Source organism: Halomonas sp. DP1Y21-3 (genome assembly GCF_019801245.1).
Taxonomy (GTDB): Bacteria; Pseudomonadota; Gammaproteobacteria; order Pseudomonadales; family Halomonadaceae; genus Halomonas; species Halomonas litopenaei.
In genome coordinates this window covers 187,051-199,294 of the sequence record NZ_JAHVJM010000007.1, presented here as the reverse complement: position 1 = coordinate 199,294, position 12,244 = coordinate 187,051, and the positions used below count along the sequence as shown (strand labels likewise).

Here is a 12,244-nt window from a genome sequence, read left to right as displayed (position 1 = left end):
TGAAAAGGCTTAGGCAACCCATTGGAGTCAGCTAACAGCTATGGCAACGATTAATCAGCTCGTGCGCAAGCCGCGCAAGCGTCAGGCCGCGAAGACCGACGTGCCTGCGCTTCAGGCCTGCCCGCAGAAGCGCGGCGTCTGCACCCGCGTCTACACCACCACCCCGAAGAAGCCGAACTCCGCACTGCGGAAGGTCTGTCGTGTGCGCCTGACCAACGGCTACGAGGTGTCCTCTTACATCGGCGGTGAAGGCCACAACCTCCAGGAGCACTCTGTGGTCCTGATTCGTGGCGGTCGAGTAAAGGACCTTCCGGGTGTGCGTTATCACACCGTTCGCGGCGCTCTCGACACCTCCGGTGTCCAGAACCGTCGTCAGGGCCGTTCCAAGTACGGCACCAAGCGTCCGAAGTCCTAAGGGCTCCGTCGCTTTCCATTACCAAGTTTGACCCGGTCTGATAAGAGTAAGGTCGAGCCGCCAAGCGCGAGTCTCGGGTTTACCTGAAGGACCCTTCAACCGAGGGCTTATCATGCCTAGAAGAAGAGTTGCGGCCAAGCGCGAGATTCTGCCGGATCCCAAGTTCGGATCCGAGCGTCTGGCCAAGTTCATGAACCACCTGATGATCAGCGGCAAGAAGTCCGTAGCTGAGCGTATCGTCTATGGTGCGCTGGACAGGGTTGCCGAGCGTTCCAATGAAGAGCCGCTGGAAATCTTCGACAAGGCGCTGGAAACCATCCAGCCCATGGTCGAGGTGAAGTCTCGCCGCGTCGGCGGTGCGACCTATCAGGTGCCGGTCGAAGTCCGTCCGTCCCGCCGCCAGGCGCTTGCCATGCGCTGGCTGGTGGACGCCGCTCGCCGTCGTGGCGAGAAGACCATGGTGCAGCGTCTGGCTGGCGAAATGCTGGATGCAGCCGAAGGCAAGGGTTCGGCAGTCAAGAAGCGTGAAGACGTGCATCGCATGGCAGAAGCCAACAAGGCCTTCTCTCACTACCGCTTCTAAAGCGCATCGCCAACCAACGGGAGTTACATCGTGGCTCGCAAGACTCCGCTTAAGCGTTACCGCAATATCGGTATCGTGGCCCACGTCGACGCCGGTAAGACGACTACTACCGAGCGTGTCCTGTTCTACACCGGTCTGTCCCACAAGGTCGGTGAGGTCCATGAGGGCGCCGCCACCATGGACTGGATGGAGCAGGAGCAGGAGCGTGGTATCACCATCACCTCCGCGGCGACCACCTGCTTCTGGCAGGGCATGAACAAGCAGTTCGATGAGCACCGCATCAACATCATCGACACCCCTGGACACGTTGACTTCACCATCGAAGTCGAACGTTCCCTGCGTGTGCTTGACGGTGCCGTCGTCGTGCTGTGTGGCTCCTCCGGTGTGCAGCCGCAGACTGAGACCGTCTGGCGCCAGGCCAACAAGTACGAAGTTCCGCGCATGGTGTTCGTCAACAAGATGGACCGCAGCGGCGCTGACTTCTTCATGGTCGTCAACCAGCTGAAGGATCGTCTCGGCGCCAACGTCGTGCCGATCCAGATCAACTGGGGCTCCGAGGACGAGTTCAAGGGCGTCATCGACCTCATCCAGATGAAGGCCATCCTGTGGGATGAAGACAACTTCGGGATGAACTACGACCTCGTTGATATCCCGGCGGAGCTCCAGGAGACCGCCGAAGAGTATCGCGAGCAGATGGTCGAGGCCGCCGCCGAGGCGTCCGAAGAGCTGATGGACAAGTACCTCGAAGAGGGCGAGCTGACCAACGACGAGATCAAGGCTGGTCTGCGTCGTCGTACCCTCGACAACGAGATCGTGCTGGTCACTTGTGGCTCTGCGTTCAAGAACAAGGGCGTTCAGGCCGTTCTCGATGGCGTCATCGAGTACATGCCGTCTCCCACCGAGGTCAAGGCGATCGAAGGTGAGCTCGACGACAAGGACGGCACCATCGCGACCCGTGAGGCCGATGACAGTGCGCCTTTCGCCGCGCTGGCGTTCAAGATCGCGACCGACCCCTTCGTTGGCACCCTGACCTTCATCCGCGTCTACTCCGGCGTGCTGAAGTCAGGCGACAGCGTCTACAACTCCGTCAAGCAGAAGAAGGAGCGCGTCGGTCGTATCGTCCAGATGCACTCCAACTCGCGCGAGGAGATCAAGGAAGTTCTGGCCGGCGACATCGCCGCCTGTATCGGCCTGAAGGACGTGACCACCGGTGATACCCTGTGCGACCTGAACGACAAGATCGTTCTCGAGCGCATGGAGTTTCCGGATCCGGTTATCTCCGTGGCCGTGGAGCCGAAGTCCAAGGCTGACCAGGAAAAGATGGGTATTGCACTGGGCAAGCTGGCCCAGGAAGATCCGTCCTTCCAGGTCAAGACCGACGAAGAGACTGGCCAGACCATCATCTCCGGCATGGGCGAGCTTCACCTCGACATCATCGTTGACCGCATGCGTCGCGAGTTCAAGGTCGAGGCGAACATCGGCAAGCCGCAGGTGGCCTACCGTGAGACGATTCGTCAGAGCGTCGAGCAGGAAGGCAAGTTCGTTCGTCAGTCCGGTGGTCGCGGTCAGTACGGTCACGTACACCTGCGCATCGAGCCGTTGACGGCCGAAGACAAGGGCGACGACGAAGAGATGCACTTCAAGTTCGCTTCCGAGATCGTCGGCGGCGTGGTTCCGAAGGAATACGTGCCGGCCGTCGAGAAAGGGGCCTATGAGCAGCTCCAGAACGGTGTCATCGCGGGCTACCCGATGATCGACGTCAAGGTAACGCTGTTCGACGGTTCCTACCACGACGTGGACTCCAACGAGACCGCGTTCAAGGTCGCCTCTTCCATGGCGATCAAGCAAGGCGCTCCCAAGGCCAAGGCAGTTCTGCTCGAGCCGGTGATGAAGGTCGAGGTCGTGACCCCTGAAGAATTCATGGGTGACGTCATGGGCGACCTGAACCGCCGCCGGGGCCTGGTCCAGGGTATGGATGACTCTTCCTCCGGCAAGGTCATTCGCGCCACCGTGCCGCTGGCTGAGATGTTCGGTTACGCAACCGACCTGCGCTCTCAGACCCAGGGCCGCGCAAGCTACACCATGGAGTTTGCGGACTACGAAGAGGCGCCGTCCAGCGTCGTTGAAGCCGTCATCAACCAGAACGGTTAACCGTTAGCTAACGAAAGAGGTCATAGCAGTGGCTAAGGAAAAATTCGAACGTTCCAAACCGCACGTCAACGTCGGCACCATCGGTCACGTCGACCACGGCAAGACTACCCTGACGGCGGCCCTGACTCGCGTTTCTGCCGAGGTGTTCGGCGGTGACTGGCGTGAGTTCGACACCATCGACAATGCTCCGGAAGAGCGTGAGCGTGGTATCACCATCGCCACCTCTCACGTCGAGTATCAGTCCGAGGAGCGTCACTACGCTCACGTCGACTGCCCGGGACACGCTGACTACGTCAAGAACATGATCACCGGTGCTGCCCAGATGGACGGCGCTATCCTGGTCTGTTCCGCTGCTGACGGCCCCATGCCGCAGACTCGCGAGCACATCCTGCTGTCTCGTCAGGTTGGCGTTCCGTTCATCGTCGTGTTCCTGAACAAGGCCGACATGGTCGACGACGAAGAGCTGCTCGAGCTGGTCGAGATGGAAGTTCGTGAACTTCTGTCCGAGTACGACTTCCCGGGCGACGACACTCCGATCATCACCGGCTCTGCCCTGATGGCTCTGGAAGGCAAGGACGACAACGGCATGGGTACTACCGCCGTTGCCAACCTGATCAAGGCTCTGGATGCTTACATCCCCGAGCCGGAGCGTGCTGTCGACCAGCCGTTCCTGATGCCGATCGAAGACGTGTTCTCCATCTCTGGTCGCGGTACCGTTGTGACCGGTCGTGTCGAGCGCGGCATCGTCAAGCCGGGCGAAGAGATCGAGATCGTTGGTATCAAGGACACCACCAAGACTACCGTTACCGGTGTCGAGATGTTCCGTAAGCTGCTCGACGAAGGTCGTGCTGGCGAGAACGTCGGTGCCCTGCTGCGTGGTACCAAGCGTGACGAAGTCGAGCGTGGTCAGGTTCTGGCCAAGCCGGGCACCATCACTCCGCACACCCAGTTCGAGGCGGAAGTGTACGTGCTGAGCAAGGACGAGGGTGGTCGTCACACTCCGTTCTTCAAGGGCTACCGTCCGCAGTTCTACTTCCGTACCACCGACATCACCGGTACCTGTGAACTGCCGGAAGGCGTCGAGATGGTCATGCCGGGCGACAACGTCCAGATGGTCGTCAACCTGATCGCTCCGATCGCCATGGACGAAGGTCTGCGCTTCGCCATCCGCGAAGGCGGCCGTACCGTCGGCGCTGGCGTCGTGGCCAAGATCCTGGTCTAAATCAGACCGGTGATCACCGAAGGGGGCTCCGCAAGGAGCCCCCTTTTCTGCGCATCGTCATTGAGGGTTTGACTCTCGATGGCGCGGCGCATATAATGCGCATCCTTTGAATGCGTGGGTTGACGGCTCGCGCCGTCAAGTTCCATTGGAGTTAGGGCAAATGCAGAACCAGAAGATTCGCATTCGGTTGAAGGCTTTCGACCATCGCCTGATCGACCAGTCCGCCGCGGAGATTGTTGAAACCGCCAAGCGTACCGGCGCCCAGGTTCGTGGTCCGATTCCTCTGCCGACCAATCGCGAGCGTTACACCGTGCTGGTTTCCCCGCACGTGAACAAGGACGCCCGTGATCAGTACGAGATTCGTACCCACAAGCGTGTGCTCGACATCGTCGAGCCGACCGAGAAGACCGTTGATGCCCTGATGAAGCTCGACCTCGCCGCTGGCGTGGACGTGCAAATCAAGCTCGACTGATATCACTAGACACTCGCGGCCCAGCGTTCCTCTCACCCAGTAGAGGTTCAGCAGCCGCCACGCCGGGATGGCGTTACACAACGTGCTAGTGGAATGCTCTGGAAAGGGCAGCCATAGCGGGTGATAGCCCCGTACACTAAAGGAGACTAAGCATGACTATCGGTTTGGTCGGTAGGAAGGCCGGCATGACCCGTGTCTTCACCGAAGACGGCGCGTCTGTGCCCGTAACCGTTATCGAGGTTGATCCCAACCGCGTGACCTGCGTGAAGTCTGTCGAATCCGACGGCTACGCCGCGGTCCAGGTGACAACCGGCTCCCGCAAAGCCAAGCATCTGTCCAAGGCCCAAGCTGGCCTGTACGCCAAGGCAGGTGTCGAGGCTGGTCGTTCCCTGATGGAGTTCCGCCTGAGCGAAGGCGACGAAGCTCCGGAAGTGGGCGGCGAACTCACCGTATCCCTCTTCGAAGCTGGTCAAAGCGTTGACGTGACCGGCACCTCCAAGGGTAAGGGCTTCCAGGGCGCAGTGAAGCGCTGGAACTTCCGTACCCAGGACAACAGCCACGGTAACTCTCTGTCCCACCGTGCTCCGGGTTCCATCGGCATGTGCCAGACCCCGGGTCGCGTGTTCAAGGGCAAGAAGATGGCCGGCCAGATGGGCAACGCACGTTGCACCGTTCAGAGCCTGGAAATCGTCCGTGTCGATGCCGAGCGCAACCTGCTGCTGATCAAAGGCGCCGTTCCTGGTGCTACCGGCAGTGATGTCATCGTGCGCAGCGCCGTCAAAGCTGGCTGAAGGGGAACTTTCCAATGAATCTGAATCTTGCAGGTGCAAGCGCCGGGACCGTTGAGCTGTCCGACGCTACCTTTGGCAAAGAATTCAACGAAGCGCTCGTGCACCAGGTCGTCACCGCCTATCTGGCTGGTGGTCGTCAGGGCACTCGCGCCCAGAAGAACCGCTCCGACGTCCGTGGCGGCGGCAAGAAGCCGTGGCGCCAGAAGGGCACCGGTCGCGCTCGCGCCGGTACCATTCGCTCGCCGATCTGGCGCAGCGGTGGTGTGACCTTCGCGGCCCGTCCGCAGGACCACTCCCAGAAGGTCAACCGCAAGATGTACCGTGCGGCCATGCGCTCGATTCTGTCCGAGCTGGTCCGTCAGGAGCGTCTTGTTGCCGTTGATGCCTTCTCTGTCGAGTCGCCCAAAACCAAGCAGCTGGTCGCCAAGCTTTCCGACCTGGGCCTGGAGAAGGTGCTGATCGTCACCGAAGAAGTCGACGAGAACCTGTACCTGGCAGCCCGCAACATCCCCAACGTGGATGTGGTGGACGTCGCCGCCGCCGACCCGGTCAGCCTGGTCGCCTTCGACAAGGTCCTGGCTACCGTCTCCGCACTGCGCAAATTCGAGGAGAAGCTGGCATGAACCAGGAGCGTGTATTCAAGGTTCTGCTTGGTCCGCACGTGACCGAGAAGGCCGCCATGGCCGCCGAGCGTAACCAGTACGTGTTCAAGGTGGCGAGTGACGCAACCAAGCCCGAGATCAAGGCTGCCGTCCAGGAGCTGTTCGGCAAGAAGGTCGACCGCGTTTCTGTTCTGAACGTGAAGGGCAAGACCAAGCGCACCGCGCATGGTGTTGGTATGCGCAAGGGTTATCGCAAGGCGTACGTGACACTGGCCGCCGGCGAGACGCTTGAAGACTTCTCTGGCGCCGAGTAAAGGCAGGAGTACGGATCATGGCAATCGTCAAGACAAAACCCACATCCGCCGGTCGTCGCCACGTCGTCAAGATTGTTGGTGAGGAACTGTACAAGGGCCGCGCTTACGCGCCGTTGCTCGAGAAGCAGTCCAAGTCCGGTGGTCGTAACAACCAGGGTCGCATCACCACTCGCCACGTCGGCGGTGGTCATCGCAACCACTATCGGATCATCGACTTCAAGCGCACCAAGGATGGCGTTCCGGCCATCGTCGAGCGCCTGGAGCATGACCCGAACCGTAGCGCCCACATCGCGCTGCTGAAGTACATCGACGGTGAGCGTCGCTACATCATCGCCCCCAAGGGCGTGAGTGCCGGTGATCGCCTCGAGTCCGGCGTCAATGCGCCGATCAAGAAGGGCAACGCACTGCCGCTGCGCAACATCCCGCTGGGTTCCACGGTGCACTGCATCGAACTGAAGCCTGGCAAGGGTGCTCAGATCGCACGCAGCGCCGGTACCAGCGCCCAGCTGGTGGCTCGTGAAGGCAACTACGCCACCCTGCGTCTGCGCTCCGGCGAGATGCGCAAGGTGCTGGCCGAGTGCCGCGCGACCCTGGGTGAGGTGAGCAATTCCGAGCACAGCCTGCGTCAACTTGGCAAGGCCGGTGCAAAGCGCTGGAGAGGTGTGCGCCCGACTGTTCGCGGTGTCGCGATGAACCCGGTGGATCACCCGCACGGTGGTGGTGAAGGCCGCACCAGCGGTGGTCGTCATCCGGTGTCCCCGTGGGGTATGCCCACCAAGGGCCACAAGACCCGCAAGAACAAGCGCACCGACAAGCTGATCGTCCGCCGCCGCAAGGCTCGCGGTTAAGATCCCACGCCAAGACATTAAGAGGTAACGGCTGTGCCACGTTCACTGAAGAAAGGTCCTTTTGTAGACCTTCATCTGCTGAAAAAGGTTGAGACTGCAGCGGAAAAGAACGATCGCAAACCGATCAAGACCTGGTCGCGTCGTTCAATGGTCCTGCCCAACATGGTCGGGCTCACCATTGCAGTCCATAACGGTCGCCAACACGTCCCGGTGCACGTCTCCGAGGAAATGGTTGGCCACAAGCTGGGCGAATTCGCTGCTACCCGCACCTATCGCGGCCATGCGGCGGATAAGAAAGCCAAACGGTAAGCCAGAGAGGATTAAGAGATGGAAGTCACAGCAAAGCTGCGTGGCGCCAGTTTATCCGCCCAGAAGGCCCGTTTGGTGGCTGATCAGGTGCGCGGTAAGCCTGTCGCCGAAGCAATCGACCTGCTGACCTTCTCACCGAAGAAGGCGGCCAAGCTGGTCAAGAAGGTGCTGCAGTCCGCCATCGCGAATGCGGAAGAAAACAACGGCATGGACATCGACGAGCTGCGCGTCTCGACCATCTGTGTCGATGAGGGTACGACGCTCAAGCGCATCCGTCCGCGCGCCAAAGGCCGTGCGGATCGCATTTTGAAGCGCACTTGCCACATCACCGTCAAGGTAGCCGAGAAGTAGGAGTCGACCAGATGGGTCAGAAAGTCAATCCGACAGGCATCCGACTGGGTATCGTCAAAGACCATACCTCTGTCTGGTACGCCGAGCGCGGCGCCTATGCCGATAAGCTCAACAACGACCTCGCGGTGCGTAGCTTCCTGGAAGAGCGTCTGAAAAACGCCTCCGTTAGCAAGATCACCATCGAGCGTCCCGCGAACAACGCGCGCATCACCATTCACACTGCCCGTCCGGGCATCGTGATTGGCAAGAAGGGCGAAGATGTCGATCGCCTGCGTCGCGACGTCACCGAGATGATGGGCGTGCCTGTTCACGTCAACATCGAGGAAGTTCGCAAGCCCGAGCTGGATGCTCAGCTCGTCGCACAGAACATTGCCGGCCAGCTCGAGCGCCGTGTGATGTTCCGTCGCGCCATGAAGCGCGCTGTCCAGAACGCCATGCGTCTGGGCGCTGGCGGCATCAAGGTGCAGCTCTCCGGTCGCCTCGGCGGCGCGGAAATTGCCCGCACCGAGTGGTACCGCGAAGGTCGTGTTCCGCTGCATACCCTGCGTGCGGACATCGATTACGCCACCTACGAAGCAAAGACCACCTACGGCATCATCGGTGTCAAGGTCTGGGTCTTCAAGGGTGAAATCCTCGGGGGCATCGAGGAGGTCCGCGCCAAGGCGAAGCAGAGCCAGGCAGCGCCCTCCAAGAAGAAAGGTTCCAGGTAAGGGGAGAGCGATTCGATGTTACAACCCAAGCGTACAAAATTCCGTAAGGTGCAGAAGGGCCGCAACCGTGGCCTGGCGCATCGCGGAAGCAAAGTGAGCTTCGGCGAGTTCGGCCTCAAGGCCACCGGCCGCGGTCGTGTCACCGCCCGTCAGATCGAAGCTGGCCGTCGTGCCATCACCCGTCACGTCAAGCGTGGCGGCAAGATCTGGATCCGTGTCTTCCCGGACAAGCCGATTTCCAAGAAGCCCCTGGAAGTCCGGATGGGTAAAGGTAAGGGCTCCGTCGAGTACTGGGTCGCACAGATCCAGCCCGGTCGTGTCCTTTACGAGATCGAAGGCGTTTCCGAGGAACTGGCCCGCGAAGCTTTCGCACTGGCCGCCCAGAAATTCCCGGTCTCCACCACCTTTGTGAAACGGACGGTGATGTGATGAAAGCCCAGGAAATTCGTGAAAAGTCCGCCGAGCAGCTCAATGAGCAGCTCCTCGAACTCCTCCGCGAGCAGTTCAACCTGCGCATGCAGAAGGCCACCGGCCAGCTGAGCCAGACTCATCTGCTCAAGCAGGTTCGTCGGGATATCGCCCGCGTGAAGACTGTGCTCAACGAGAAGGCAGGTGTCTGAGATGGCCGAAGAGAAAAAAGCCCGTACGCTCACCGGCAAGGTGGTGAGCGACAAGATGGACAAGTCCATCGTTGTAATGATCGAGCGTCGTGAGCGCCACCCGATCTACGGCAAATACGTTAAGCGCTCCACCAAGCTGCACGCCCACGACGAGACCAACCAGGCCAAGGCCGGTGACACGGTATCCATCCAGGAATGCCGTCCGCTGTCCAAGAAGAAGGCCTGGACCCTGGTCGAGGTTGTCGAACAGGCCAAGGGTTAAGGCCACGGCCTTAACCTCGTGCAGTCAGTTTAGGTTTGGAGAAAACCGATGATTCAGACTCAGACAATGCTGGATGTCGCCGACAACAGCGGAGCGCGCCGGGTGCAGTGCATCAAGGTGCTGGGTGGTTCACACCGCCGCTACGCTCGCGTTGGTGACGTCATCAAGGTCACGGTGAAGGAAGCTATTCCGCGCGGCAAGGTCAAGAAAGGCCAGGTGCTGAAAGCGGTAGTTGTCCGGACCCGCAGTGGCGTCCGTCGCAGCGACGGTTCGCTGATTCGCTTCGATGGAAATGCGGCCGTCTTGTTGAACAACACCAACGAGCAGCCGATCGGTACCCGTATCTTCGGGCCGGTGACGCGTGAACTTCGCAACGAGAAGTTCATGAAGATCATTTCCTTAGCGCCTGAAGTGCTGTAAGGGAGCGAGGCGACATGCAAAAGATCAAACGTGATGATGAAGTGATCGTCATCGCCGGCAAGGACAAGGGTAAGCGCGGTACCGTGAAGCGCGTCCTCAAGGACGAGCGGTTCGTGGTAGCGGGTGTGAACATGATCAAGCGTCACACCAAGCCGAACCCCATGGCCGGCAATCAGGGCGGTATCGTCGAGCGCGAGGCTCCGATTCACGCGTCCAACGTAGCCATCTTCAATCAGGAGACCGGTAAGGCGGATCGCGTCGGCTTCCAGATCAAGGAAGACGGTACCAAGGTACGTATCTACAAGTCGACGCAAGCGCAGATCGACGCCTAACGCGAGTCGGGTAGCAAAATGGCGAACTTGAAAGAACGTTATCAAAACGAGGTGGTGGCTCAACTGAAAGAGCAGTTCAGCTACGCCAACGTTATGCAGGTACCCCGGATCACCAAGGTGACTCTGAACATGGGTATCGGCGAAGCGACCAGCGATAAAAAGCTGATCGACGCTGCCGTCGGCGACCTGGAGAAGCTCTCCGGTCAGAAGCCGATGGTGACCAAGGCACGTAAGTCCATCGCGGGCTTCAAGGTGCGTGAAGGCTGGCCGATCGGCGTGAAGGTCACACTGCGCAGTGAGCGCATGTGGGACTTCCTCGATCGCCTGGTGAATATCGCGATCCCCCGCGTTCGTGACTTCCGTGGTCTCAACCCGAAGTCCTTCGACGGTCGTGGCAACTACAGCATGGGGGTGCGTGAGCAGATCATCTTCCCGGAGATCGAGTATGATAAGATCGACCGGATTCGTGGTCTGGATGTCACCATCACCACCACTGCCAACACCGATGACGAAGGTCGTGCGCTCTTGAGTGCACTGAACTTCCCGTTCAAGAAATAGGGGTGGGATCATGGCAAAGAAGAGCATGATTGAGCGTGAGCTGAAGCGCACGCAACTGGTTGAGAAGTATGCTGCCAAGCGTGCTGAGCTCAAGGCGATCATCCAGGACGTGAACAGCTCCGATGAGGAGCGCTTCGATGCGCAGCTGAAGTTGCAGTCGCTGCCGCGTGACTCCAGCCCCGTGCGTCAGCGTAACCGCTGCCGCGTGACTGGCCGTCCGCACGGCTACTACAACAAGTTCGGCCTTGGCCGTAACAAGCTGCGTGAAGCCGCCATGCGTGGCGACGTGCCCGGACTGAAGAAGTCCAGCTGGTAACGCCACGTAGAATCATCAGGAGCGCAAGTTAAATGAGCATGCAAGACACTCTGGCGGATATGTTTACCCGTATCCGCAATGCGCAGCAGGCCACCAAGGAGACGGTCACCATGCCGTCCTCCAAGATCAAGGTTGAAGTGGCCCGCGTGCTGAAAGAAGAGGGTTACATCACTGACTTCGCCGTGAGCGAATCAGCCAAGCCCGAGCTGACCGTCAGCCTCAAGTACTTCGAAGGCAAGCCGGTCATCGAGCATCTGCAGCGGGTTTCCAAGCCGTCCCTGCGTAGTTACAAGGGCAAGGATGCGCTGCCGAAGGTCGCCGATGGCCTGGGTGTCGCGATCGTCACCACCTCCAAGGGTGTGATGACCGATCGTGCCGCGCGTCAGGCTGGTGTCGGCGGCGAAGTCCTCTGCACCGTATTCTAGGAGTTTGGAATGTCCCGCGTAGCCAAATATCCGGTTAAAGTGCCCGCTGGCGTCGAGGTCAAGATCGACGGCGCCACGCTGACCGCCAAAGGCGGTCAGGGCACCCTCTCCATGCCCGTTCACGACGATGTCGTGGTCGCGCAGGAAGATGGCCAGCTGACCTTCCAGCCGAGCAAATCTGCTAAGAGCTGGGCCATGGTCGGCACCACCCGTGCCCTGGTTCAGAACCTGGTCACCGGCGTGTCCGAGGGCTTTACCAAGTCTCTCGAAATCATCGGCGTCGGTTATCGCGCTCAAGCGAAAGGCCAGACGCTCAACCTGACACTGGGCTTCTCTCACCCGGTCGACTATCAACTGCCTGAAGGTGTCACGGCGGAAACGCCGAAGAACACCGTCATCGTGCTGAAGAGCGCGGACAAGCAGAAGCTCGGCCAGGTCGCAGCGGAAATCCGCGCTTTCCGTCCGCCTGAACCCTACAAGGGCAAGGGTGTGCGTTACGCGGATGAGCAGGTCCGCCGTAAAGAAGCCAAGAAGAAGTAAGGC

At 60.1% G+C, this 12,244-nt stretch carries 21 protein-coding genes; all 21 read left to right on the top strand.

The genetic code is table 11. The features are described from left to right. The first annotated feature begins 40 nt into the window (after window positions 1-40). The 21 genes from rpsL to rplF all read left to right on the top strand — a co-directional run bounded on the left by rpsL (window position 41) and on the right by rplF (window position 12,241). The gene (gene rpsL, locus KUV74_RS19360) at window positions 41-415 is read left to right on the top strand and encodes a 30S ribosomal protein S12 (RefSeq protein WP_045990865.1); all 375 of its coding nucleotides are present in this window, start codon (window positions 41-43) and stop codon (window positions 413-415) included. Between the two features lie 112 nt (window positions 416-527). Then, complete coding sequence (gene rpsG, locus KUV74_RS19355; protein WP_023007554.1) at window positions 528-998, top strand: 30S ribosomal protein S7; 471 nt, start codon at window positions 528-530, stop codon at window positions 996-998. A 30-nt stretch (window positions 999-1,028) separates the two neighbouring features. Further along, window positions 1,029-3,149, top strand: coding sequence for an elongation factor G (gene fusA / locus KUV74_RS19350; protein ID WP_045990864.1), 2,121 nt, complete (start codon window positions 1,029-1,031; stop codon window positions 3,147-3,149). A 28-nt stretch (window positions 3,150-3,177) separates the two neighbouring features. Beyond that, a complete protein-coding gene (gene tuf, locus KUV74_RS19345) occupies window positions 3,178-4,371 on the top strand; it encodes an elongation factor Tu (RefSeq protein ID WP_045990863.1) in 1,194 nt (397 codons plus the stop codon). Between the two features lie 160 nt (window positions 4,372-4,531). Continuing rightward, window positions 4,532-4,843: a 30S ribosomal protein S10 gene (rpsJ, locus tag KUV74_RS19340; protein WP_045990862.1), complete on the top strand. Its 312-nt coding sequence runs from the start codon at window positions 4,532-4,534 to the stop codon at window positions 4,841-4,843. Between the two features lie 152 nt (window positions 4,844-4,995). Then, entirely contained in the window at window positions 4,996-5,634 is a 639-nt protein-coding gene (rplC, locus tag KUV74_RS19335) for a 50S ribosomal protein L3 (protein WP_045990861.1), read from the top strand. Between the two features lie 14 nt (window positions 5,635-5,648). Next, complete coding sequence (gene rplD / locus KUV74_RS19330; RefSeq protein WP_045990860.1) at window positions 5,649-6,257, top strand: 50S ribosomal protein L4; 609 nt, start codon at window positions 5,649-5,651, stop codon at window positions 6,255-6,257. Next, window positions 6,254-6,550, top strand: a complete 297-nt coding sequence (gene rplW / locus KUV74_RS19325) for a 50S ribosomal protein L23 (RefSeq protein WP_045990859.1) — start codon at window positions 6,254-6,256, stop codon at window positions 6,548-6,550. The genes rplD and rplW overlap by 4 nt, the downstream gene beginning before the upstream one ends. A 17-nt stretch (window positions 6,551-6,567) precedes the next feature. Next, entirely contained in the window at window positions 6,568-7,398 is an 831-nt protein-coding gene (gene rplB / locus KUV74_RS19320) for a 50S ribosomal protein L2 (RefSeq protein WP_108133879.1), read from the top strand. A gap of 33 nt (window positions 7,399-7,431) precedes the next feature. After that, entirely contained in the window at window positions 7,432-7,707 is a 276-nt protein-coding gene (gene rpsS / locus KUV74_RS19315) for a 30S ribosomal protein S19 (RefSeq protein WP_045990857.1), read from the top strand. 18 nt (window positions 7,708-7,725) lie between these two features. Then, complete coding sequence (gene rplV, locus KUV74_RS19310; protein WP_045990856.1) at window positions 7,726-8,058, top strand: 50S ribosomal protein L22; 333 nt, start codon at window positions 7,726-7,728, stop codon at window positions 8,056-8,058. Window positions 8,059-8,069: 11 nt separating this feature from the next. After that, on the top strand, window positions 8,070-8,768 hold the full coding sequence (gene rpsC / locus KUV74_RS19305) for a 30S ribosomal protein S3 (protein WP_045990855.1): 699 nt from the start codon (window positions 8,070-8,072) through the stop codon (window positions 8,766-8,768). Between the two features lie 15 nt (window positions 8,769-8,783). After that, entirely contained in the window at window positions 8,784-9,197 is a 414-nt protein-coding gene (gene rplP / locus KUV74_RS19300; RefSeq protein ID WP_045990854.1) for a 50S ribosomal protein L16, read from the top strand. Further along, window positions 9,197-9,388, top strand: a complete 192-nt coding sequence (gene rpmC, locus KUV74_RS19295) for a 50S ribosomal protein L29 (protein WP_045990853.1) — start codon at window positions 9,197-9,199, stop codon at window positions 9,386-9,388. The genes rplP and rpmC overlap by 1 nt, the downstream gene beginning before the upstream one ends. 1 nt (window position 9,389) lies before the next feature. Next, window positions 9,390-9,650, top strand: coding sequence for a 30S ribosomal protein S17 (gene rpsQ / locus KUV74_RS19290; protein WP_045990852.1), 261 nt, complete (start codon window positions 9,390-9,392; stop codon window positions 9,648-9,650). Between the two features lie 48 nt (window positions 9,651-9,698). Further along, window positions 9,699-10,070 (top strand): 50S ribosomal protein L14, encoded by a 372-nt coding sequence (gene rplN / locus KUV74_RS19285; RefSeq protein ID WP_009723896.1) that lies wholly within the window; start codon window positions 9,699-9,701, stop codon window positions 10,068-10,070. Between the two features lie 14 nt (window positions 10,071-10,084). Further along, on the top strand, window positions 10,085-10,402 hold the full coding sequence (gene rplX, locus KUV74_RS19280) for a 50S ribosomal protein L24 (protein ID WP_045990851.1): 318 nt from the start codon (window positions 10,085-10,087) through the stop codon (window positions 10,400-10,402). 18 nt (window positions 10,403-10,420) lie between these two features. Continuing rightward, window positions 10,421-10,960 carry a 50S ribosomal protein L5 gene (gene rplE / locus KUV74_RS19275; protein ID WP_045990850.1) on the top strand — a complete coding sequence of 180 codons (540 nt, stop codon included), beginning with the start codon at window positions 10,421-10,423 and terminating at the stop codon, window positions 10,958-10,960. Between the two features lie 10 nt (window positions 10,961-10,970). Then, window positions 10,971-11,276 (top strand): 30S ribosomal protein S14, encoded by a 306-nt coding sequence (gene rpsN / locus KUV74_RS19270; RefSeq protein ID WP_045990849.1) that lies wholly within the window; start codon window positions 10,971-10,973, stop codon window positions 11,274-11,276. Window positions 11,277-11,308: 32 nt separating this feature from the next. Further along, window positions 11,309-11,701: a 30S ribosomal protein S8 gene (gene rpsH, locus KUV74_RS19265; protein ID WP_045990848.1), complete on the top strand. Its 393-nt coding sequence runs from the start codon at window positions 11,309-11,311 to the stop codon at window positions 11,699-11,701. Window positions 11,702-11,710: 9 nt separating this feature from the next. After that, window positions 11,711-12,241 (top strand): 50S ribosomal protein L6, encoded by a 531-nt coding sequence (gene rplF / locus KUV74_RS19260; protein WP_045990847.1) that lies wholly within the window; start codon window positions 11,711-11,713, stop codon window positions 12,239-12,241. Window positions 12,242-12,244: the final 3 nt, after the last annotated feature.

Excerpts from the sequence above, each read along its gene's own strand:
- rplE (WP_045990850.1), top strand. The coding sequence starts at position 10,421 with ATGGCGAACTTGAAAGAACGTTATCAAAACGAGGTGGTGGCTCAACTG.
- rplX (WP_045990851.1), top strand. The coding sequence starts at position 10,085 with ATGCAAAAGATCAAACGTGATGATGAAGTGATCGTCATCGCCGGCAAG.
- rpsJ (WP_045990862.1), top strand. The coding sequence starts at position 4,532 with ATGCAGAACCAGAAGATTCGCATTCGGTTGAAGGCTTTCGACCATCGC.
- rpsL (WP_045990865.1), top strand. The coding sequence starts at position 41 with ATGGCAACGATTAATCAGCTCGTGCGCAAGCCGCGCAAGCGTCAGGCC.
- rpsH (WP_045990848.1), top strand. The coding sequence starts at position 11,309 with ATGAGCATGCAAGACACTCTGGCGGATATGTTTACCCGTATCCGCAAT.
- rplB (WP_108133879.1), top strand. The coding sequence starts at position 6,568 with ATGGCAATCGTCAAGACAAAACCCACATCCGCCGGTCGTCGCCACGTC.
- rplN (WP_009723896.1), top strand. The coding sequence starts at position 9,699 with ATGATTCAGACTCAGACAATGCTGGATGTCGCCGACAACAGCGGAGCG.
- rpmC (WP_045990853.1), top strand. The coding sequence starts at position 9,197 with ATGAAAGCCCAGGAAATTCGTGAAAAGTCCGCCGAGCAGCTCAATGAG.
- rpsN (WP_045990849.1), top strand. The coding sequence starts at position 10,971 with ATGGCAAAGAAGAGCATGATTGAGCGTGAGCTGAAGCGCACGCAACTG.
- rplC (WP_045990861.1), top strand. The coding sequence starts at position 4,996 with ATGACTATCGGTTTGGTCGGTAGGAAGGCCGGCATGACCCGTGTCTTC.
- rplW (WP_045990859.1), top strand. The coding sequence starts at position 6,254 with ATGAACCAGGAGCGTGTATTCAAGGTTCTGCTTGGTCCGCACGTGACC.
- rpsG (WP_023007554.1), top strand. The coding sequence starts at position 528 with ATGCCTAGAAGAAGAGTTGCGGCCAAGCGCGAGATTCTGCCGGATCCC.
- rpsQ (WP_045990852.1), top strand. The coding sequence starts at position 9,390 with ATGGCCGAAGAGAAAAAAGCCCGTACGCTCACCGGCAAGGTGGTGAGC.
- rpsC (WP_045990855.1), top strand. The coding sequence starts at position 8,070 with ATGGGTCAGAAAGTCAATCCGACAGGCATCCGACTGGGTATCGTCAAA.
- rplV (WP_045990856.1), top strand. The coding sequence starts at position 7,726 with ATGGAAGTCACAGCAAAGCTGCGTGGCGCCAGTTTATCCGCCCAGAAG.
- rplP (WP_045990854.1), top strand. The coding sequence starts at position 8,784 with ATGTTACAACCCAAGCGTACAAAATTCCGTAAGGTGCAGAAGGGCCGC.
- rplD (WP_045990860.1), top strand. The coding sequence starts at position 5,649 with ATGAATCTGAATCTTGCAGGTGCAAGCGCCGGGACCGTTGAGCTGTCC.
- rplF (WP_045990847.1), top strand. The coding sequence starts at position 11,711 with ATGTCCCGCGTAGCCAAATATCCGGTTAAAGTGCCCGCTGGCGTCGAG.